Source organism: Streptomyces sp. NPDC026575 (assembly GCF_055567415.1).
In genome coordinates, this window is sequence record NZ_JBVHQM010000019.1 from 97,851 (window position 1) to 116,925 (window position 19,075).

Sequence of the window (19,075 nt, forward strand, 5' to 3'; positions counted from 1 at the left end):
GGCCCTTCGGCGTATGTGCGGCGCGTCGTCCGCGTCAGACCGTGCGGAAGGCGAGCACGACGTTGTGGCCGCCGAAGCCGAACGAGTCGTTCAGGGCCGCGATCCGGCCCTCGGCGGGCAGCTTGCGGGCCTCGCCGCGGACGACGTCCGCGTCGGCCTCCGGGTCGAGCTCCTCGACGTTGATCGTCGGCGGGGCCGTCCGGTGGTACAGCGCCAGGATCGAGGCGACCGTCTCGATACCGCCGGCACCGCCCAGGAGGTGACCGGTCATCGACTTCGTGGCGGAGACCGCCATGTGGTCGGTGTCGTCGCCGAAGACCTTGCGCAGCGCCTTCAGTTCGGCCAGGTCGCCCTGCGGCGTGGAGGTGGCATGCGCGTTGACGTGCATGATCTCCGCCGGATCGAGATCGGTGTTGTCCAGGAGGTTCTGCAGCGCGTGCGCGATGCCGTTGCCGGACGGCTCGGGCTGCACGATGTCGTGGCTGTCGGCGGAGATGCCCTGGCCGACCGCCTCGGCGTAGACCTTGGCGCCGCGCTTGGCGGCGTGCTCGGCGGACTCCAGGACGATGACGCCGGCGCCCTCACCCATGACGAAGCCGTTGCGCCCGGTGTCGAAGGGGCGCGAGGCGCCCTGCGGGTCGTCGTTCGACTTCGACATCGCCATCATGTTGCCGAACGCGGCGATCGGCAGCGGGTGGATGGCCGCCTCCGTACCGCCCGCGACGACGATGTCGGCACGGCCCGTACGGATCATCTCGATGGCGTAGCCGATCGCCTCGGAGCCGGACGCACAGGCGCTGACCGGGGTGTGCACACCCGCGCGGGCGTTCACGTCCAGGCCGACGTTGGCGGACGGGCCGTTGGGCATCAGCATCGGCACCGTGTGCGGGGAGACGCGGCGTACGCCCTTCTCCTTGAGCACGTCGTACTGGCCGAGCAGGGTGGTGACACCGCCGATGCCGGAGGCGATGACGGTGCCGAGCCGGTCGGGGTTGATCGAGCCGGCGGCACCGGCGGCCGGGTCGGGCTCACCGGCCTTGGCGGTGAAACCGGCGTCGGCCCAGGCTTCGCGGGCGGCGATCAGGGCGAACTGCGCCGAGCGGTCCAGCTTGCGGGCCTGCGCCCGGGGGAGGACCTCCGACGGGTCGACGGCCGCCTGCGCGGCGATGCGGACGGGCATGTCGGCGGCCCAGTCCTGGTCGAGGTTGCTGACACCGGAGCGTCCGGCGAGCAGGGCCTCCCAAGTCGAAGCGCTGTCGCCACCCAGCGGTGTGGTTGCGCCGATACCGGTGACGACCACGGTGCGATTGGTCGCGTTCACGGGAATTCTTACTCCACGGGTAGAGGGGTCTGAATCGACGGCGCCACCGCCAGGTGGCGACATGCGCGGGAGCTGGATCAGCTCTGGTGCTTGAGGATGTAGTCGGTCGCGTCGCCGACCGTCTTGAGGTTCTTGACGTCGTCGTCGGGGATCTTCACGTCGAAGCGCTCCTCGGCGGCGACGACGACCTCGACCATGGACAGCGAGTCGACGTCCAGGTCGTCGGTGAAGGACTTGTCCACCTGGACGTCCTCGGTCGGGATCCCGGCGATCTCGTTCACGATCTCGGCGAGACCCTTGACGATCTCTTCCTGAGTGGCGGCCATGATGGCGCTCCTTCGGTCATTTTAAGGGGAAACTGCGTTACTTGTGGTGAAGGTCCGTGCGGCGGCCGACACGTCCGAGGACATGCGGTGCTGCGCAGATCTCGCCTAGGGGAGGGTAACGACCGTCGCGGCGTAGACGAGACCCGCCCCGAAGCCGATGACCAGCGCGGTGTCACCGCTCTTGGCCTGCCCGGTCGCCAACAGCCGCTCCATGGCGAGCGGAATGGAGGCTGCCGAGGTGTTGCCGGTGGTCTCCACGTCGCGGGCGACCGTCACGCTCTCCGGCAGCTTCAGAGTCTTCACCATCGAGTCGATGATCCGCATGTTGGCCTGGTGCGGGATGAAGACGTCCAGGTCGTCCGGGTTGACTCCGGCCGCGTCCAGCGCCTGCTGGGCGATCTTCGCCATCTCGAACACCGCCCACCGGAAGACCGCTTGGCCCTCCTGTGTGATGGCGGGGTACCGGATCTCCTCCAGGGCGGGGCGCGCTTCGGGCCCGTCGCCCCCGGGGAGCGGGGTGGAGCGGTAGACGTCCCAGCCGAGGGTCTGCTTGATCGTCTCGGACTTGTCGCCCTCCGAGCCCCAGACCGTCGGGCCGATCGCCGGCTCCTTGGCCGGGCCGACGATCACCGCGCCGGCGCCGTCGCCGAAGAGGAAGGCCGTCGCACGGTCCTCCAGGTCGGTCAGGTCCGAGAGCCGCTCGACACCGATGACCAGCACGTGCTCCGCGCTGCCCTCGGTCACCAGGCCCTTGGCCAGGGTCAGTGCGTAGCCGAAGCCCGCACAGCCCGCCGAGATGTCGAAGGCGGCCGGCTTGCCGGCGCCGATGCGGTGCGCGATCTCGGTCGCGATGGCCGGGGTCTGCTTGAAGTGCGAGACGGTGGAGACGATCACGGCGCCGATCTGCTCGGGCGTGATGCCGGCGTCGGCGATCGCCTTGCCGGACGCCTCGATCGACATGGTCGCGACCGTCTCGTCCGGGCCCGCCCAGTGGCGGGTGGCGATACCGGACCGCGAACGGATCCACTCGTCGGACGAGTCGATGTGCTTGAGGATCTCCTCGTTCGGCACGACACGGGTCGGGCGGTAGCCGCCGACACCCATGATCCGCGCGTACGGGGCGCCCTTCGAGGGCTTGATCTTCGAGGTCATGCGCTTCGGACTCCTATTCGGCCGGTGCAGAGCCTGCTGCGGAGACGACCGATCCCGCTTCGGCGATCAGCGCACGGGCCGCGTCGAGGTCGTCGGGCGTCTTGAGGGCGAGGGTCCGCACTCCGGGCAGCGCACGCTTGGCAAGACCCGTGAGCGTACCGCCGGGGGCGGCCTCGATGAGCGCGGTGACGCCGAGCTCCTTGAAGGTCTCCATGCACAGGTCCCAGCGCACGGGGTTGGCCACCTGGCCGACCAGGCGCTGCACCAGTTCCTGACCGGAGGAGACCAGCTTCCCGTCCTTGTTGGAGACGTAACGCGTGTGCGGATCGGCGACCGACAGCTGGGAGGTCGCCGATTCCAGAGCCGAGACGGCAGGTGCCATGTGGTGAGTATGGAACGCGCCGGCGACCTTCAGCGGTACGACCCGGCGAGTGCCTTCCGGCTTGTTCTCGACCAGCGCGGCGATCTGCTCGGCGGTGCCCGCGGCGACGATCTGGCCGGCGCCGTTCACATTCGCCGGGGTCAGGCCCAGCTGCTCCAGATGCGGGATGACGACGGCCTCGTCGCCGCCGAGCAGGGCGGCCATACCGGTCTCGGTGACGGCGGCGGCCTCGGCCATCGCCTGGCCGCGCCGGCGGACCAGCGTCATCGCGGCCTCGTCGGAGACCGTGCCGGTCAGCGCGGCGGCGGCGAGCTCACCGACGCTGTGGCCGGCCGCCGCGCCGACCTGCGCGGCGAAGTCGTCGGCCGTCGCGAACAGCTGACGGGCGGAGATCAGGGCGGAGGCCACCAGCAGCGGCTGCGCCACCGCGGTGTCGCGGATCTCCTCCTCGCCGGCCTTCGTGCCGTAGTGGACCAGGTCCAGGTCGATGGCGGCCGACCACTCACGGAGCCGGTCTTCGACACCGGGGAGGTCGAGCCAGGGAGTCAGGAAGCCGGGCGACTGAGCGCCTTGGCCGGGAGCGACGAGTACGAGCACCCTCACACTCTCTCTTGTGGGTGGTTCCGCCCGCCCGTGGGGACAGGGACGAAGAACCATCGGGGTAATTGTTGGTCTCCGACAAAAGTCTAGGGTTGGGCCTCACCGTCAGCCAGACGCCCCAGAATCAGCGCGATACGGAGTGTGAACGCCGAGCGCACATCGGAGGGCGACCAGCCGGTGACGTCCGTCACACGTCGAAGCCGATAGCGCACGGTGTTGGGGTGGACGAAGAGCATCCGGGCGGCGCCTTCCAGGCTGCTCGCCTGCTCCAGATAGACGCTCAGCGTCTCCAGGAGCGCGGACCCCGCCTCCTCCAGCGGTCTGTAGATCTCCTCCACCAGCTGGTCCCGCGCCACCGGGTCCGAGGCCATCGCGCGCTCCGGCAGCAGATCGTCCGCGAGGACCGGGCGCGGGGCGTCCGGCCAGGCGGCGCAGGCCCGCAGACCGGCGGCCGCGGCCTGCGCGGACCGGGTCGCGGCCAGCAGGTCCGAGACCACCGGACCGGCCACCACCGGACCGGCCGCATACGGCCCGATCAGCGCCTTCGCCGCCTTGAGCGGGTTGTCCGAGCCGCCCGCGATCACCACCAGACGGGAGCCCAGCACACCGGTGAGGACCTGGAGCTTGGCGTGCCGGGCCGCCCGCCGGATCGCCTCCACGGTCAGCTCGCTGTCGCCGTCCGGGGCGGTGCCCAGCACCACGCACACATGCTCCGGGGAGTTCCAGCCCAGCGCCGCCGCCCGCGAGACCGCGCCCTCGTCGGCCTCCCCGGACAGCACCGCGTTGACCACCAGCGACTCCAGCCGGGCGTCCCACGCGCCGCGCGCCTCGGCCGCCTGGGCGTACACCTGGGCGGTGGCGAAGGCGATCTCCCGGGCGTAGACCAGCAGCGCCTCGCGCAGTACCGACTCGTCCCCCGGGGCGGCGACCTCGTCGATGGCCGCCTCCATGACCTCGATGGTCGTGCGGACCATCTCCACGGTCTGGCGCAGCGTGATCGCCCGGGTCAGCTCGCGCGGCGCCGTACCGAAGACATCGGTGCTGATCGCCTGCGGGGTCTCCGGATGCCGGAACCATTCGGTGAAGGCGGCGATGCCGGCCTGGGCCACCAGGCCGATCCAGGAGCGGTTCTCCGGGGGCATCGCGCGGTACCACGGCAGCGTGGCGTCCATGCGGGCGATGGCCGCGGCGGCCAGTTTGCCGGACGAGTTCTCCAGGCGCCGGAGGGTCGCGGAGTGCGGGTGCGCGTCGCGCGATGCGGGTTCAGACACGGGACAAGCCTGCACTATCGGGACGGGGAGGTGAGGGGGTGGGGCTACGGTGGGCCGATGATTGAGGTGCGCAGGGGCGCGGAACGCTATCGCGGCGGCGATCCGGACGCCGGGATCGAATCGCTGCACGCGTTCTCGTTCGGGCCCCACTTCGACCCGGACAACCTGCGCTTCGGCGCGCTGATCGCCTGCAACGAGGAGCGGCTGGCGGCCGGCGCGGGCTTCGACGAGCATCCGCATCGCGATACCGAGATCGTGACCTGGGTGATCGAGGGCGAGCTGACCCACCGCGACTCGGCCGGCCACGAGACCACGGTACGCCCCGGCGATCTCCAGCGGCTCAGCTCGGCGGGCGGCGTACGGCATGTGGAGCGCAACACGGCCGACCGGCCGCTGCGCTTCGTCCAGATGTGGCTGGCGCCGACCGAATTCGGCGGGGAGCCGTCCTACGAGGTGGTGCGCGGCATCGCCGACGGCACCCCCTACGCGGTCCCGCGGGCCGGCGCCATGCTGCATCTGCGCCGCCTGGCCGACGGCGAGCGCACCGCGGTCCCGGACGCCGCACGGGCCTATGTGCAGGTGGTGCGGGGCGCCGTACGGCTCGGCGGGCAGGAGCTGCAAGCGGGCGACGCGGCGCGGATCACCGACGGGACCGGCCTGGAGCTGACGGGGCTGGCCGCGTCGGAGTGCCTGGTGTGGGAGATGGCGGCGGAGCCCCGGTACGGATGAGGCGGGCCTGCGGGCCCCGGACGCCCGGTGCCCGCACGGGGTGACGCGAGGAGGCCGTCAGGCCGGCCGGGCCAGCTCGGTCAGCACCGCGTCGGTCAGCTTCGGCCAGACCTCGATCGCCCACGGGCCGAAGGCCCGGTCGCTCAGCGCCACGCAGGCGGCTCGCGCGTCCGGGTCCACCCACAGGAACGTTCCGGACTGCCCGAAGTGCCCGAACGTGCGGGGAGAGGACAGCGCGCCGGTCCAGTGCGGCGACTTGCCGTCGCGGATCTCGAAGCCCAGCCCCCAGTCGTTGGGCTTCTGATGGCCGTAGGCCGGCAGCACGCCGGTCAGACCGGGGAAGACCACCCGCGTCGCCTCGCTGAGCGTCTGGGGCGCGAGCAGCCGCGGCGCCTGGAGCTCGGCCGCGAAGCGGACCAGGTCGGCGACCGTGGAGACGCCGTCCTTGGCGGGCGAGCCGGCCAGCTCGGTCGCGGTCATGCCGAGCGGTGCGAGCACCGCCTCGTGCAGATACTGCGGGAAGGGGATGTCGGTCGCCTTGGCTATGTGGTCGCCCAGCGCCTCGAAACCGGCGTTGGAGTAGATCCTGCGGGTCCCCGGCTCGGCCATCGCGCGCTGCTCGTCGAAGGCCAGCCCGGAGGTGTGCGCGAGCAGATGGCGCACCGTGGAGCCCTCGGGACCGGCCGGTTCGTCCAGCTCGATCGCGCCCTCCTCGACGGCCAGCAGCGCGGCGTACGCGGCCAGCAGCTTGGTCACCGACGCGAGCGGGAAGCGCTGCTCCAGGGGCCCGTACGAGCCGGCCACCACCCCGTCGGCTCGTACCACGGCGGCCGCGGCGGTGGGCACCGGCCAGTTCTCGATCATCCGGAGGCTCTGCATGCCCACGAGCCTAACGGTCCCAAATTCCGGTCAAGTCTGTGCGTGATCGGCGCTTGCTTGGAGTGCGCTCCAAGTCTCTAGCGTTGAGGACGTCGAGAAGGATCCGGCGAAAGAGCCGGGCGAGATCCGGCGAAAACAGGGGAGACGGGGCATGACGGTGACGCAGAGCGAACCGGTCGCGAGCGGTGCGGCCGGCGGACTGCCGACGAAGGTGCGCGACTGCGGCACCGCGCCGCCGCACCCGCGCCCGGCCGGCCGGGACCGGTACACGATCAGCGAGGTGGCCGAGCACACCGGGCTCAGCGCCCACACCCTGCGGTGGTACGAGCGGATCGGCCTGATGCCGCATGTGGACCGCACGCACACCGGGCAGCGCCGCTTCACCAACCGCGATCTCGACTGGCTGAGCCTGGTCACCAAGCTGCGGCTGACCGGTATGCCGGTCGCGGACATGGTCCGCTACGCCGAGCTGGTGCGGGCCGGCGACTCCACCTTCGCCGAGCGCGAGCACCTGCTGACCGCGCACCGCGAGGACGTACGGCAGCGGATAGCGGAGCTGCAGAGCACGCTGGACGTACTCGACTACAAGATCGATATCTATGCCGACGCCCGGCGGGCGTCCGAGAGGTTCTGAGGCCCCATGAGCAGCAAGAAGATCGAGACGGTCGAGCTGGGCACCGGCGGCCCCCGGGTCGGGGTGCAGGGCCTCGGCTGCATGGGCATGAGCTTCGCCTACGGCCCCACGGACGCCGACGAGGCGCGGGCCACGCTGGAGCGCGCGCTGGAGCTGGGCGTGACGCTCTACGACACCGCCGACATGTACGGCATGGGGGAGAACGAGAAGTTCATCGCCCCGTTCGTCCAGGCGCACCGCGACGAGATCGTGCTCGCCACCAAGTTCGCGATAGCGCTCGACCCGGACGACCCGACCAAGCGGATCATCCGCAACGACCGGGCCTACATCCGCCGGTCCGTCGAGGGCAGCCTTCAGCGCCTGGGCGTGGACGAGATCGACCTGTACTACATGCACCGGCGCGATGTGCGCGTCCCCATCGAGGAGACGGTCGGTGCGATGGCCGAGCTGGTCGCCGAGGGCAAGGTCAAGCACCTCGGGCTGAGCGAGGTGACCGGCTCCGAGCTGCGCGCGGCGCAGGCCGTGCACCCGATCGCGGCGCTGCAGTCCGAGTGGTCGCTGTTCAGCCGGGACATCGAGAACGGGGTGGTGCCCGCGGCCGCCGAACTCGGCGTCGCCCTGGTCCCTTACTCGCCGCTCGGCCGGGGCTTTTTGACCGGCGCGTTCGTCAGCGCCGACAAGGAGCTGAGCCAGGACGACTTCCGCCGCCACCAGCCGCGGTTCACCGGCGACAACGCGGCCGCCAACGCCGCGCTGCTGGCGCCGATCCGCAAGATCGCCGAGGCCCGCGGCGCGACACTCGGCCAGATAGCGCTGGCCTGGGTGCAGCAGCGGGCCGCGGTGCACGGCCTGGCCGTCGTCCCGATCCCCGGTACCCGCAAGCGCACCCGCGTCGAGGAGAACACCGCCGCGACCGGCATCCGGCTGACCGAGCAGGAGCTGGCCGCGCTGGAGCCGATCGCCGCGGAGGTGGCGGGGCCGCGCTACGCCGACATGTCGTTCACCTCGGCGGGGCGGGGCTGACCGCCGACGGCCGCCGGCTGTGAGCACGGCCATCGGGGCGCGGACCCGGCGCACGCCCGCCCGCAGCCCGATGGCCGCTCACGCGAGCCCCAGCGCGAAGGCCGCGAACCCGGCGGCCAGTACGGCGGCCAGGGCCCGGCGCAGCCGGGTGACGCCGGTCCAGGGCGCCTCGAAGCGACGGGTCGTCCGCGCGATCACCAGGAGGGCCGCGGCGAAGACCGGCAGCCAGGCGATCCGGGCCAGGAGCCAGCCGAGCGTGTCGGGCGCGACGGTCAGCCCCGGCACCGGACCCAGGAAGGAGGCGGGCACGGCCGCCGAGAGCAGCGCCGTCTGATGCCAGCACAGGATCGTCATCGCGGAGAGGTTGACGATCACCACCGGCGCCCACAGGGCCGGCCGGCGCAGCAGCCGCGCGAGCCGGTCGCGGAGCAGGATCGCGGCGCCCGACTGGGCCGCGGCCAGGGCCAGGACCAGCAGCGACGGCGGATGGGAGTTCGTACGGTCCTGACCGGGGACGCCGACCATGCTCGCCGGGTAGCCGAACCACAGCAGCAGCACCGCGAACAGCGCGGCCCCGCCGAGCAGTAGCGCCCACGCGGCCCGTCTGCCGAGCCGCCGCTCACCCCAGCAGACCCCGAGCTGGTAGGCGAACATCCAGCCGGGGAGCAGGTTCACCAGGCTCAGCCAGGACGGCATGTCCGGCGCCGCCGGCCCGTAGCGCAGCAGGTCCACCACCGCCACGGCTGCCGCCAGCGGCGCCGCGGCCCAGGCGCCCGTCCATTGCGCCGCGCGCAGGCAGTACGGCGTCAGCGCGGTGATCACCGCGTAGACGCCGACGAACCACAGTGGCTGGATCACCAGCGTCGCCCCGGTCCGCAGGGTCGCCTCCGGCACCCCCAGGGCGTACAGCAGCGGCGCCAGCGTCGCCCACACGGCCGCCACACCGAGGACCGGGCGCCCCAGCCGGACCAGCCGGCCGCGCAGCCAGCCGCCGGCGGACCCGCCCCGCGCCATGGCGCGCCTGAAGGACAGCGCCGAGGCGTAGCCGCCGACCAGGAAGAAGATGCCGAGCATCTGCAGCACCCAACTGGCGGGCGCGAGAAAGGAGAGCGAGGAGAGCGGACTGGCGTTGTGCAGCGCGCCGTCGGCGTCGCGGGTGAAGCCGCCGAGCAGCCAGTGGCCGGTGGGTACGGCGAGCAGCGCCAGGGCGCGCAGCCCGTCGATCGCCCGGTCGCGGTCCGCCGGGGTGCGGTCCTCGATCGCGCGGACGGCCTTGCGGGCCGCGCCGCCGAGGGCTGCCGGGAATGCGGTGTCCATGAGGCGTCCTTGGGTCCTTGAACCGGTGAGGTGAGGAGCGGGGAAGGGGCCGAGGCGCGGGCGCGGTGTCAGCGCACGTCGCCGTAGCGGCCCAGCACGATGGCCGCGAAGCTCTGCAGGGAGTCGGTACCGGGCGCGAGATAGCCGGTGTGGCCCTCGGCCCGTTCGGCCGAGACCCGGCGGGCGCCGAACGCGGGGTCGGTGGGGTCCGTGCCGTGCCCCAGCCCCAGCAGCTGTACGTGCGGGACGTCGCCGATCCAGTCGGAGGCGTCCCGCGCCGCCCAGACCCGTGCCGGGCCGCGCAGCTCCGCCACGCTGTCCTGGCGCATACCGGGGGAGCCGAACACGATCAGATCGGCTATCGGACCGCGGCCCGGACGGGGTGCCGCCAGCCCGCAGACCACCGAGCCGTAGCTGTGGCACAGCACGGCCGGGGCCGGGGCCTTGACGGCGGCCAGCCCGGACAGGAAGCGGGCCAGCCGCGGCGCACCGGCCTCGGCGAGCCGCCCGGTGGCGGCGTCCGGACCGAGGCCGACCGGGGTGGTGTAGCCGACCCAGGCGATGACCGCGGTGCGCGTGGTGGGCGCGTCGGCGGCCAGTTGCGCCCGCAGCGACCTGGCCATCCCGGTGGGCGTGCCGTACGGGTCCCGCGCGCGGTCGAACGAGGCCAGGTCGATGTCCGAGCCCGGCACGATCACCGCGGTGCGCTCGGCCCTCGCCAAGTCGCCGTGCACCTCGGCCACTTGGCCGCGGCCGCGCGGGTCGAAGGCGAGGATCCGGCGGCCGGGGGCGAGCAGCGCGGCGCAGCGCTCGGCCGCCTTGCGGGCCTGCCGGTGGTCCTCCAGGGTGCCGGCCGGGTCGGTGCTGCGGGCCAGCTGGCGGCCCCGCTCCGCCTTCAGGGCCAGCGAGTTGGCCTCGTACCGCAGGGCGAGGGGCGCACCGTCGAGGTTGCCCACGGTGAGCGGGTGCCGGGCGGCGAGGGCGCGCTGCTGGGCGCCGGTCAGCGAGGCGAAGAAGCGGGCGACCTCGGCCGGCCGCGCGCTCGCCGGGTCCGGCAGCCGGACGCCGAGGGCGTGGTCGGCGCGCCAGGCGGCGGCGCCGGGCGCGGGGCCGGTGACGGCGGTCTGCGCGGAACCGGCCGCCCAGCCGCCGGTGCCGGCGGCCACGGCCACCGCGAGCGCGGCGCCGATGAGCGCGCGCCTGCTGCGTCGAACGGCGGTGCGCAGCACGGACATGGTGGTGTCTCCCTCTTCCGTTGGTGTGGCGGAGGGAAACGTAGGAAGCAGGTGTATGACGCGGCGTCACACCGGGGCGCCAACTCCCGGGTGATACCGGGGTAGGGGGTGCGGGCGGCGCCTCGTCCTCAGGGAGGAGGGCGCCGTTACCGCTCCCCGGGGGCCACCAGCCCCGACTCGTAGGCGAAGATCACGGCCTGCGCCCGGTCCCGCAGCTCCAACTTGGCGAGCACCCGGCCGATATGGGTCTTCACGGTCTGCTCGGCGAGGATCAGCGCCTCGGCGATCTCCTGGTTCGACAGTCCCCGGGCGATCAGCTCCAGCACCTCGGTCTCCCGCGGCGTCAGGCCGTTCAGCCGGAGCGAGGCCCGGTCCTTGCGGGGCGCCGGCCGCCGGGCGAAGTCGGCGATCAGCCGCCGGGTCACGGACGGTGCGAGCAGCGCCTCACCGGCCGCCACGACCCGGACCGCGGAGATCAGATCGGCCGGCGGGGCGTCCTTGAGCAGAAACCCCGAGGCGCCCGCGCGCAGCGCTTCGTAGACGTAGTCGTCGACGTCGAAGGTGGTCAGCATCAGCACCTTCGGGCGATGGGTGACGCCGAGGGGCGGATCGAGCAGCCGGCGGGCCGCCTCCAGCCCGTCCATCTCCGGCATCCGGACGTCCATCAGCACCACATCGGGGTGCGTCCGGCGGCTCAGCTCCACCCCCTGCGCACCGTCCGGCGCGTCGCCCACCACATCGATGTCGCTCTGCGCCGCGAGCAGCGCGGCGAACCCCGCGCGCACCATGGCCTGGTCGTCGACGATGATCACGCGGGTGGTCATACGGAGTCGGCATCCTTCGCTGGGAGAGGGGCGGTCGAGGAGGGCGGCGAGAGCGGGAGCTGGGCGGCGACCCGGAAGCCGCCGTCGGGCAGCGGACCGGTGTCGAGCGAGCCGCCCACCAGGCGCACCCGCTCGCGCATACCGACCAGGCCGTGGCCGGTTCCGGTGGTCTCCAGCGGCGCGGACGGCGCGGGCGGTGCGGAGTTGACGACCAGCAGCGTCAGCCGCGAGCCGTCCCCGGTGGTCGTCACCGACACCCGGGTCCGCGCGCCCGGCGCATGCCGCACCACATTGGCCAGCGCCTCCTGCACGATGCGGTACGCCGACAGATCCACCGCCGGTTCGGGCGCCATCGGCTCCGCCGGCAGCGTCAACTCCACCGGCACACCGGCCCGTACGGTCGCCTCGACCAGCCTGGGCAGCATGCCGATACCGGGCTGCGGGGCCTTCTCCGGGCCGCCCTGCCGCTCGGTCTCCTCGCTGCGCAGCACTCCGAGCAGCCGGCGCATCTCCGCCAGCGACTCCCGGGCGGTGGCCGCGATCGAGGCGAACTCCTCCTGGGCGTCCTGCGGGATCCCGCCGATGCGGTACGGGGCGCTGTCGGCCTGGACCGTGATCACCGACATGTGGTGGGCGACGACATCGTGCAGTTCCCGGGCGATCCGGGTGCGTTCCTCCAGCAGGGTGCGGCGGGCGCGCTCGGCCTCGCTGATGGTCTCCTGCTCGATCAACTTCCGCTGGGCGTCGCCCCGTTCCCGCAGCGTGGCGCCCATCAGCAGCATCACGCCGGTGAGCACGAACAGCAGCACCCAGGTGCTCTGGACGCCGTCGGGGGCGGTCGGCTCGAAGAGGATGCCCACCGCGCCGGTCGTCAGCCAGACGGCGATCAGGGTGCGGCGGCGCTCACGCAGCGACAGCGCCAGCATCAGCACGAGATAGCCGACGATCACCGTCGGCGGCCAGGGCCAGGCGCGGCCGCCGACGCCGTCGGTGACCGCCAGGGCCAGGGCGCCCGCCACGTCCGCCGCGAAGATCACCCACCATGCCTGCAGCGGCCGGCTGACCGCGAGCAGCAGCGGCACGGTCTGCGCGGTGGCGAGCGCGCCGGCCAGACCGCTGTTCATGCCGTAGTCGTTGCCGAGGACCTGGATGGTCGTCGGCAGCAGCGACACCATGAACACGAACGCCACGAGGTACGGGACGCGGCGCAGCCAGCGGTTCTGGACGCTGCCGAAGAGCGGGGTGCCGGGCTCGGTCGGTGTGCCGAGTTCGGTGGCGAGGACGCGCAGCGCCTGCCGCGCGGTGCGCAGCGCCCTCGCGCGCAGCGGCTCGGGCTCGGCGCCGCGGGCCGGTTCGGGGGGTGGGGGCAGGGGTCGTCCGTTCATCGCGGAGCCAATGTAAGCGGAGCGCGGGGGCCGGGGCGTCATACCGTGGTGCGGGCTTTCGCCCCGTACCACGGTATGAGTTCCGGTGGCCGGCACCGGCGCGGGCCGCCGCCCGGAGCGGGCCGGCGGCCCGGCCTCACAGCTCCGCCAGCAGCTCGGCCTTCTTCGCGCTGAACTCCGCGTCCGTCAGCAGCCCGGCGTCGTGCAGCTCCCCGAGGTGCCGTATCCGGTCCGCGATGTCCGCCGGATCCCGGCCCGCGTCCCCGGCCCGCCGGCGCACCGGCTCGCCGTCCGCCGTCTCCTGCGCCGGTTCGACGGCGCGTACGGCCTGCAGCACCGCGGCCGCGAACGGCAGCGACTCATGGACGGGGCCGTACCCCAGGCCGAACACCACGGCGGCCGGGTCCTGGTCCGCCGCGCCCGCCCCCGGATCGCGGGCCCCGCGCTCCAGCAGCCGCAGATGGCCGTTGAAGATCTCCGGCGAACGCCACTCCACACCGGCCAGCGCGCCGACGGTGAAGGTCTGGTCGCCGCACTTCCACTTCGCCGACGACGCCCCCGTCCAAAACCAGCGGAAGGCGACCGAGCGGCCGTCGAAGGACGCCTTGCCGTCGTACGCCTTGAAGTGCAGCGGAGGCGCCGGCGCGGCCACCAGATGGCGGTCGGCGGGCTCCTTGGCGTCGGGGCCGAGCGCCGTGCGCAGCTCGTCGGCGTAGTACTCGGCGAGCGTCTCGCGCTCGGCCGGCAGCACCAGCCGGTACGGGTCGACGTCCTCCTTGAGCTGCCCGGCCGCCGCCTCCATCAGCGGATCGGCGCCGTGTCGGGGCACGGCGTGCAGCACCACCGTGCCCCGTCTGCCCTCGGTCACCTCGACAGCGCTCAGCGCCTCGTACGGAATGCGTCGCTCGCCGAGCGCCTGGAACAGCTTCGGCCTGCGGATCCCCCGTTCGAAGCGGATGAGTACGGAGTCGGTGTCGAACTCCCAGACGGCATGAAAACCGGCCAGCACATCACCCATGCGGCTCATCGTATGCGGGCGGTCGCCCGCCCGTCCCCCTTCCGCACACCTGCCGGAGCGGGCGTGTCACGCCCCGCAACCGCCTGCTCCGTCCATTTGCCCCGGGGACGCCCCCGTCAAGGGGGCGGTTCCCGTAGGCAGGGCCCGTCCCCGGGCGCCGGGCCCTGCCTGCGGGAACCGGCTGTGGCGCGGTCCGGCCCTCAGGCCAGGTCCGTGCTGCACTGCGGATCGGCGGAGGCGCAGTCCACCGAGCCGATCGCACCGACCCCGACCAGCGCGAAGTTGCGCAGGCTGCGGGTGCCGGGCGTGAAGTAGCCGGCGTGTCCGACGGCGCCGTCGGCGGACAGGATCCGGGATCCGAAGGACGGATCGACCGGGTCGGCGCCGTGGCCGAGCCCGCCGACCTCCAGGTACGGCACGTCCTGGATCCAGTCGTCGGAGTCCCGCATCGCCCAGACCCGGGCGCGGGTGTCCAGACCGGCGCGGCTGCCGGCCCGCATGCCGGGGCTGCCCGCCACCGCGATGTCCTCGACGTTGGCCGGCAGGTCGCGGGCGGCGACGCCGCACACCACGGAGCCGTAGCTGTGGCAGAACAGCGAGACGGAGTCGGCCGACGGCAGCGACGTCACCAGGGCGCGCAGCCGGACCGCGCCGGCTTTGGCGAGCTGCCCGGTGGCGGCCTCGACGCCCAGTCCGGACGGCGAGGTGTAGTCGGCCCAGGCGATCACGGCGGTACGGGTGCGCGGGGCGGCGTCCCGCTCGGCCCGGTACAGGGCCTGGGCCATGCCGACGGGGGCGCTGGTGGCCCGCGCGGTGCGCTCGAAGGTGGCGAGATTGGTGTCCACACCGGGCACCACGACCGAGACCCGGTCCGCCCGCGGGAGGTTGCCGAAGACCTCGGCGGCCCGGCCGCCGTAGGCCGGGTCGAAGGCCAGGATCTGCCGGCCGGGGCTCATCAGCGATTCGAGGCGGTGCATCAACCGGCCCGCTTCCTGGCGGCCGACGGGCGTGAGCCGGTGGTCGGTCATGCGCTTCTTCTCGATTGCCCGGGCGTCGTCGATCGCCATCCGGTTGGCCTGGTAGCGCAGGGCGACGGGGGCGCCGCCCATGTTGCCGACGACCAGGGGATAGCGGGTGGCGAGCTGCCGCTGCTCGGCGCGGCCGAGGCCGGCGAAGAAGGCCCTGAGCGCGGACGGCGAGCCGTTGGGGTCGGGCAGCGGGCGTCCGAGGAAGGTGGCGTGCTTCCAGGCGGCCTTGGCCGTGGCCAGGGGGTTGGCGTCTTCCTTCGTTCCTCTGATGGCCGTCCAACCGGTCAGGGCAAGCATCACGAACACCACCACCAAGGCGAGTGCCGCACGCCAGGCGGTGGACTGCAGGAAACCGGAGGAGGGGCCGAGGCCCGAGAAGGAATTCACCGCGAGCCACCCTAGGAGACGCGGCAGGTCGGCTGGTCCGGCCGTGAGTGATCTCACGTTTCAGGGTGGGTAATTCGACCAAATCGGACATGAATTGTCGAAATCCGGTGCTCAGTCGTGCAGGAGCGGTCTCATGGGGAGATTAATGGGTTGCGCGGTGGCCGATGTCCGTTACCCAGGGTTGCCGCAGCGGGCAGCGGGCAGCGGGCCGGGGTCTCCTCAGCGCCGCGCCCGCCAGTCGTCGTCGATGGCCGGCCCGATGTGGTCCAGATAGGACTGGGTCAGCTCCCGGATGGCCGCCACGCTGCAGTCCTGGCCCTCGCCCCAGACCTTGCCCGCCACCCGCATCACTCCGCTGAACGCGGCGACCAGCACCCGCGGCCGCGGATCGGCGTCCACGTCCAGCCCCTCGCGCCCGGCGATCAGCCGCGCTATCTGCTCCTCCAGTTCGGAGGAGCGCCGCAGATGCACGGCGACCAGCGCGGGCGTCGACTCGATCATCTGGTACGAGCGCATGTGCAACTCCACCGGGATCACCGACTCGATGGCGCTGCCGATGTCGTCCCAGGCGGCCATCACCGCGCTGCGCAGCGCGGTCAGCGGGGCCTCCGTCGCCGGCCGCGCGGTCAACTCGTCGAGGAAGCGGGCCTCGACCATCTCCGGGACGGCGAAGACGACGTCTTCCTTGTTGGCGAAGTACCGGAAGTACGTGCGCTGGGAGACGTCCACCGCCTCCGCGATCTCGTCGATCGTGGTCGCCTCGTACCCCTGCTCCGTGAACAGCTCCAGGGCGGCGCGGATCAGCGCGTCGCGGGTGCGCTGCTTCTTGCGTTCGCGCAGGCCGCCGGCGAGGGCTGTCTGCGGCGTCGGGGTCGCCATCCTGCGCCGCCTTTCCGTGGAGTTCGCGCTGCTCAGATTACCTGTGAGGGAGATGACAGTTACCGACTCATGAATTGCTTTGTCAACTGTCAGTGGCTGACATTAGTGTCGTCCTATGAGTACTCAGACCCCGGTCGCCGACGCCGCGCCGGAACTTCCCGTACCGGAGCCCCCGAAGGGGCTGCGAGGCCATCCGTGGCTGACTCTTTTCTCCGTCGCCATCGGCGTCATGATGGTCGCCCTGGACGGCACGATCGTCGCCATCGCCAACCCGGCCATCAAGCAGGACCTCGGCGCCTCGCTCGCCGACGTGCAGTGGATCACCAACGGCTACATGCTCGCCCTGGCCGTCTCGCTGATCACGGCGGGCAAGCTCGGTGACCGCTTCGGCCACCGCCAGACCTTCCTGATAGGCATCCTCGGCTTCGCCGCCGCCTCCGGCGCCATCGGCTTCTCGCACGAGGTCGCCTTCGTCATCTTCTTCCGGGTGCTGCAGGGGCTGTTCGGCGCGCTGCTGATGCCCGCCGCGCTGGGCCTGCTGCGCGCCACGTTCCCGGCCGAGAAGCTCAACATGGCGATCGGCATCTGGGGCATGGTCATCGGCGCCTCCACGGCCGGCGGCCCGATAGTCGGCGGACTGCTGGTCGAGCACGTCAACTGGCAGTCCGTGTTCTTCATCAACGTCCCGGTCGGTGTGCTGGCCCTGGTACTGGGCCTGGTGATCCTCAAGGACCACCGCGCGGAGAACGCCCCGCGCTCGTTCGACATCCCCGGCATCGCGCTGCTCTCCGGAGCGATGTTCTGCCTCATCTGGCCGCTGATCAAGGCGACGGAGTGGGGCTGGGGCGACATGAAGACCTGGGGCTTCCTGATCGGCGCGGTGGTCCTCTTCGCCCTGTTCGCCGTCCTGGAGACCAAGGTCCGCGAACCGCTCATCCCGCTGCGGATGTTCCGCTCGCTGCCGCTGACCGCCGGCACGGTCCTGATGGTGCTGATGGCCTTCGCCTTCATGGGCGGCCTGTTCTTCGTGACGTTCTACCTCCAGAACGTGCACGGCATGACGCCCGTCGACAGCGGTCTGCACCTCCTGCCGCTCACCGGCATGATGATCGTGGGCTCGCCGCTCGCCGGCGCGCTGATCACCAAGCTCGGCCCGCGCATCCCGCTGGTCGGCGGCATGGTCCTGACCGCCGTCGCCATGTACGGCATGTCCGGCCTGGACACCGACAGCACCACCGGCCCCATGTCGCTGTGGTTCGCCCTGCTCGGCCTGGGCCTCGCCCCGGTCATGGTCGGCGCCACCGAGGTCATCGTCGGCAACGCCCCGCTGGAGCTCTCGGGTGTCGCCGGCGGTCTCCAGCAGGCCGCGATGCAGGTCGGCGGCAGCCTCGGTACGGCCGTGCTCGGCGCGGTGATGGCCTCCCGCGTGGACAGCGAGCTGCCGGGCAACTGGCGGTCGGCCGGTCTCCCGCCGGTCCCGCCGGCCAAGGCGTCCGAGCTGTCCGACGCCGTCTCGGCCGGTATCGCGCCGGTCCCCAAGGGCACCCCGCCGGAGTTCGCCCAGAAGATCACCACCGCCGCCCATGACACCTTCGTGTCCGGCATGGGCCTGGCCTTCACGGTCGCCTGCGGCGTGGCGATCCTCGCGGCCGTCGTCGCGATCTTCACCAAGCGCGGCGCCAACGCCGAGGCGGGCGCCGGCGTCGGCCACATCTGACCGACTTCGTTCCTTACGCCAGCGCGGCGCGCGGCCGCCCGAGGAGTCCCCTCGGGCGGCCGCGCGCCGTTGTCGTGCCCGGAGGCGGGCGCCGGACGTCAGCCTCGACCGTCAACCACCGCCGACGACCCGCATTTGGTCCCACCCGCCGTATGCTCGGCGGCAGTTGGGCCCCGTCGCCGAGCCGAATCCCTCATCCGGATGAGCCGTCGCGGGAACCGGACGCCCCGCGCACGGCATTCCAGGAGCCGCCGGTACGCACCGCATCGCGCCAGGCCCCGGAAGAACGGTTTCTGCGGCCCGCCCGCGCCACCCGCCCCGCGTCAACACCGCGCACCGGCACCCCGGTCCGGCGCATCGCGCCTGTCCACATACCTGATCCGGGTGGCAGGGACGCCACGGCCTTGGCAACCGCGCCGCACCCTCGCGAAGCTCGATCACGAACCCGCCGCGGCCCACCGGCCCACCGCGGGGCACCGTCGACCCACTCCACGGGGGAGAGATTCCTATGCGCCTGCGTCCGTCCCGCACCACCGCGCTCCTCACCGGCCTCACCGCGCTGGCCGCCGCGCTCACCCTGCCGCCCGCCCTCGGCACACCGGCCGCCCACGCGGCCGCCGGCCGGCACCGGGCCGCCGCGACGGGCGGCTGCGGCGCAGGCGAACTCTGCCTCTGGCGGCAGCCGGACTTCGCCGGTGAGCGGCGGGCCTACGAGCTGTCCGGCATCGACATCGAGAGCTGTGTGCCGCTGCCCAAGGGGGCGACCGCCGCCTCGCTCGCCAACCGCATGGGCCGGCCGGTCACCACGTACCAGAGCGCGGAGTGCGCCGAGACCGCCGAGTTCGACACCTATCCGGGCAGCGGCAGCTGGGTACCCCGGTCTCCGTACCGGGTACGGGCGTTCAAGGTCTGGGAACATTGAGCGCGGACATGCGACGCCCCCGGCAGCGGGGTGCTGCCGGGGGCGT

The 19,075-nt window shown here is 72.5% G+C and carries 18 protein-coding genes; 5 read left to right on the top strand and 13 right to left on the bottom strand.

Translation table 11 applies throughout. The annotated features are described in order from the left end of the window. Positions 1 to 34 precede the first annotated feature (34 nt). The 5 genes from ACZ4NB_RS25520 to ACZ4NB_RS25540 form a co-directional block, all read right to left on the bottom strand. Positions 35 to 1,321: a beta-ketoacyl-[acyl-carrier-protein] synthase family protein gene (locus ACZ4NB_RS25520; RefSeq protein WP_467665061.1), complete on the bottom strand. Its 1,287-nt coding sequence runs from the start codon at positions 1,319 to 1,321 to the stop codon at positions 35 to 37. 77 nt (positions 1,322 to 1,398) lie between these two features. Then, on the bottom strand, positions 1,399 to 1,647 hold the full coding sequence (locus tag ACZ4NB_RS25525) for an acyl carrier protein (protein ID WP_016572342.1): 249 nt from the start codon (positions 1,645 to 1,647) through the stop codon (positions 1,399 to 1,401). A gap of 105 nt (positions 1,648 to 1,752) precedes the next feature. Continuing rightward, positions 1,753 to 2,799 (bottom strand): beta-ketoacyl-ACP synthase 3, encoded by a 1,047-nt coding sequence (locus ACZ4NB_RS25530; protein WP_467665063.1) that lies wholly within the window; start codon positions 2,797 to 2,799, stop codon positions 1,753 to 1,755. 13 nt (positions 2,800 to 2,812) lie between these two features. Continuing rightward, the gene (locus ACZ4NB_RS25535) at positions 2,813 to 3,778 is read right to left on the bottom strand and encodes an ACP S-malonyltransferase (RefSeq protein ID WP_467665065.1); all 966 of its coding nucleotides are present in this window, start codon (positions 3,776 to 3,778) and stop codon (positions 2,813 to 2,815) included. Between the two features lie 89 nt (positions 3,779 to 3,867). Beyond that, complete coding sequence (locus tag ACZ4NB_RS25540) at positions 3,868 to 5,052, bottom strand: PucR family transcriptional regulator (RefSeq protein ID WP_384427195.1); 1,185 nt, start codon at positions 5,050 to 5,052, stop codon at positions 3,868 to 3,870. A 57-nt stretch (positions 5,053 to 5,109) separates the two neighbouring features. On the opposite strand from ACZ4NB_RS25540, the gene ACZ4NB_RS25545 reads away from it, so the two are divergent. Continuing rightward, positions 5,110 to 5,781, top strand: coding sequence for a pirin family protein (locus tag ACZ4NB_RS25545; RefSeq protein WP_467665067.1), 672 nt, complete (start codon positions 5,110 to 5,112; stop codon positions 5,779 to 5,781). Positions 5,782 to 5,838: 57 nt separating this feature from the next. Here the strand turns inward: ACZ4NB_RS25545 and ACZ4NB_RS25550 are convergent, their stop codons facing one another. Next, complete coding sequence (locus ACZ4NB_RS25550; protein ID WP_467665069.1) at positions 5,839 to 6,660, bottom strand: serine hydrolase domain-containing protein; 822 nt, start codon at positions 6,658 to 6,660, stop codon at positions 5,839 to 5,841. Between the two features lie 151 nt (positions 6,661 to 6,811). On the opposite strand from ACZ4NB_RS25550, the gene ACZ4NB_RS25555 reads away from it, so the two are divergent. Both ACZ4NB_RS25555 and ACZ4NB_RS25560 read left to right on the top strand, forming a co-directional pair. Beyond that, positions 6,812 to 7,294 carry a MerR family transcriptional regulator gene (locus ACZ4NB_RS25555; RefSeq protein ID WP_467665071.1) on the top strand — a complete coding sequence of 161 codons (483 nt, stop codon included), beginning with the start codon at positions 6,812 to 6,814 and terminating at the stop codon, positions 7,292 to 7,294. A 6-nt stretch (positions 7,295 to 7,300) separates the two neighbouring features. Then, on the top strand, positions 7,301 to 8,317 hold the full coding sequence (locus tag ACZ4NB_RS25560) for an aldo/keto reductase (RefSeq protein ID WP_467665073.1): 1,017 nt from the start codon (positions 7,301 to 7,303) through the stop codon (positions 8,315 to 8,317). A gap of 78 nt (positions 8,318 to 8,395) precedes the next feature. Here the strand turns inward: ACZ4NB_RS25560 and ACZ4NB_RS25565 are convergent, their stop codons facing one another. The 7 genes from ACZ4NB_RS25565 to ACZ4NB_RS25595 form a co-directional block, all read right to left on the bottom strand. Next, positions 8,396 to 9,634, bottom strand: a complete 1,239-nt coding sequence (locus ACZ4NB_RS25565) for an acyltransferase family protein (RefSeq protein ID WP_467665075.1) — start codon at positions 9,632 to 9,634, stop codon at positions 8,396 to 8,398. Between the two features lie 68 nt (positions 9,635 to 9,702). Continuing rightward, entirely contained in the window at positions 9,703 to 10,869 is a 1,167-nt protein-coding gene (locus tag ACZ4NB_RS25570) for an alpha/beta hydrolase (protein WP_467665077.1), read from the bottom strand. Between the two features lie 146 nt (positions 10,870 to 11,015). Beyond that, positions 11,016 to 11,693: a response regulator gene (locus ACZ4NB_RS25575; RefSeq protein ID WP_467665079.1), complete on the bottom strand. Its 678-nt coding sequence runs from the start codon at positions 11,691 to 11,693 to the stop codon at positions 11,016 to 11,018. Further along, positions 11,690 to 13,078: a sensor histidine kinase gene (locus tag ACZ4NB_RS25580; protein WP_467665081.1), complete on the bottom strand. Its 1,389-nt coding sequence runs from the start codon at positions 13,076 to 13,078 to the stop codon at positions 11,690 to 11,692. Before ACZ4NB_RS25580 ends, ACZ4NB_RS25575 begins: the two co-directional genes overlap by 4 nt. A 136-nt stretch (positions 13,079 to 13,214) precedes the next feature. Next, positions 13,215 to 14,096: a DUF4429 domain-containing protein gene (locus tag ACZ4NB_RS25585; RefSeq protein WP_467665083.1), complete on the bottom strand. Its 882-nt coding sequence runs from the start codon at positions 14,094 to 14,096 to the stop codon at positions 13,215 to 13,217. A gap of 200 nt (positions 14,097 to 14,296) precedes the next feature. Beyond that, the gene (locus ACZ4NB_RS25590; RefSeq protein WP_467665085.1) at positions 14,297 to 15,511 is read right to left on the bottom strand and encodes an alpha/beta hydrolase; all 1,215 of its coding nucleotides are present in this window, start codon (positions 15,509 to 15,511) and stop codon (positions 14,297 to 14,299) included. A 219-nt stretch (positions 15,512 to 15,730) separates the two neighbouring features. Further along, the gene (locus ACZ4NB_RS25595) at positions 15,731 to 16,390 is read right to left on the bottom strand and encodes a TetR/AcrR family transcriptional regulator (RefSeq protein WP_467665087.1); all 660 of its coding nucleotides are present in this window, start codon (positions 16,388 to 16,390) and stop codon (positions 15,731 to 15,733) included. Positions 16,391 to 16,505: 115 nt separating this feature from the next. On the opposite strand from ACZ4NB_RS25595, the gene ACZ4NB_RS25600 reads away from it, so the two are divergent. Both ACZ4NB_RS25600 and ACZ4NB_RS25605 read left to right on the top strand, forming a co-directional pair. Next, the gene (locus ACZ4NB_RS25600; RefSeq protein ID WP_467665089.1) at positions 16,506 to 18,107 is read left to right on the top strand and encodes an MFS transporter; all 1,602 of its coding nucleotides are present in this window, start codon (positions 16,506 to 16,508) and stop codon (positions 18,105 to 18,107) included. A gap of 508 nt (positions 18,108 to 18,615) precedes the next feature. Continuing rightward, a complete protein-coding gene (locus tag ACZ4NB_RS25605) occupies positions 18,616 to 19,029 on the top strand; it encodes a peptidase inhibitor family I36 protein (RefSeq protein WP_467665091.1) in 414 nt (137 codons plus the stop codon). The last annotated feature ends 46 nt before the right edge of the window (positions 19,030 to 19,075 follow it).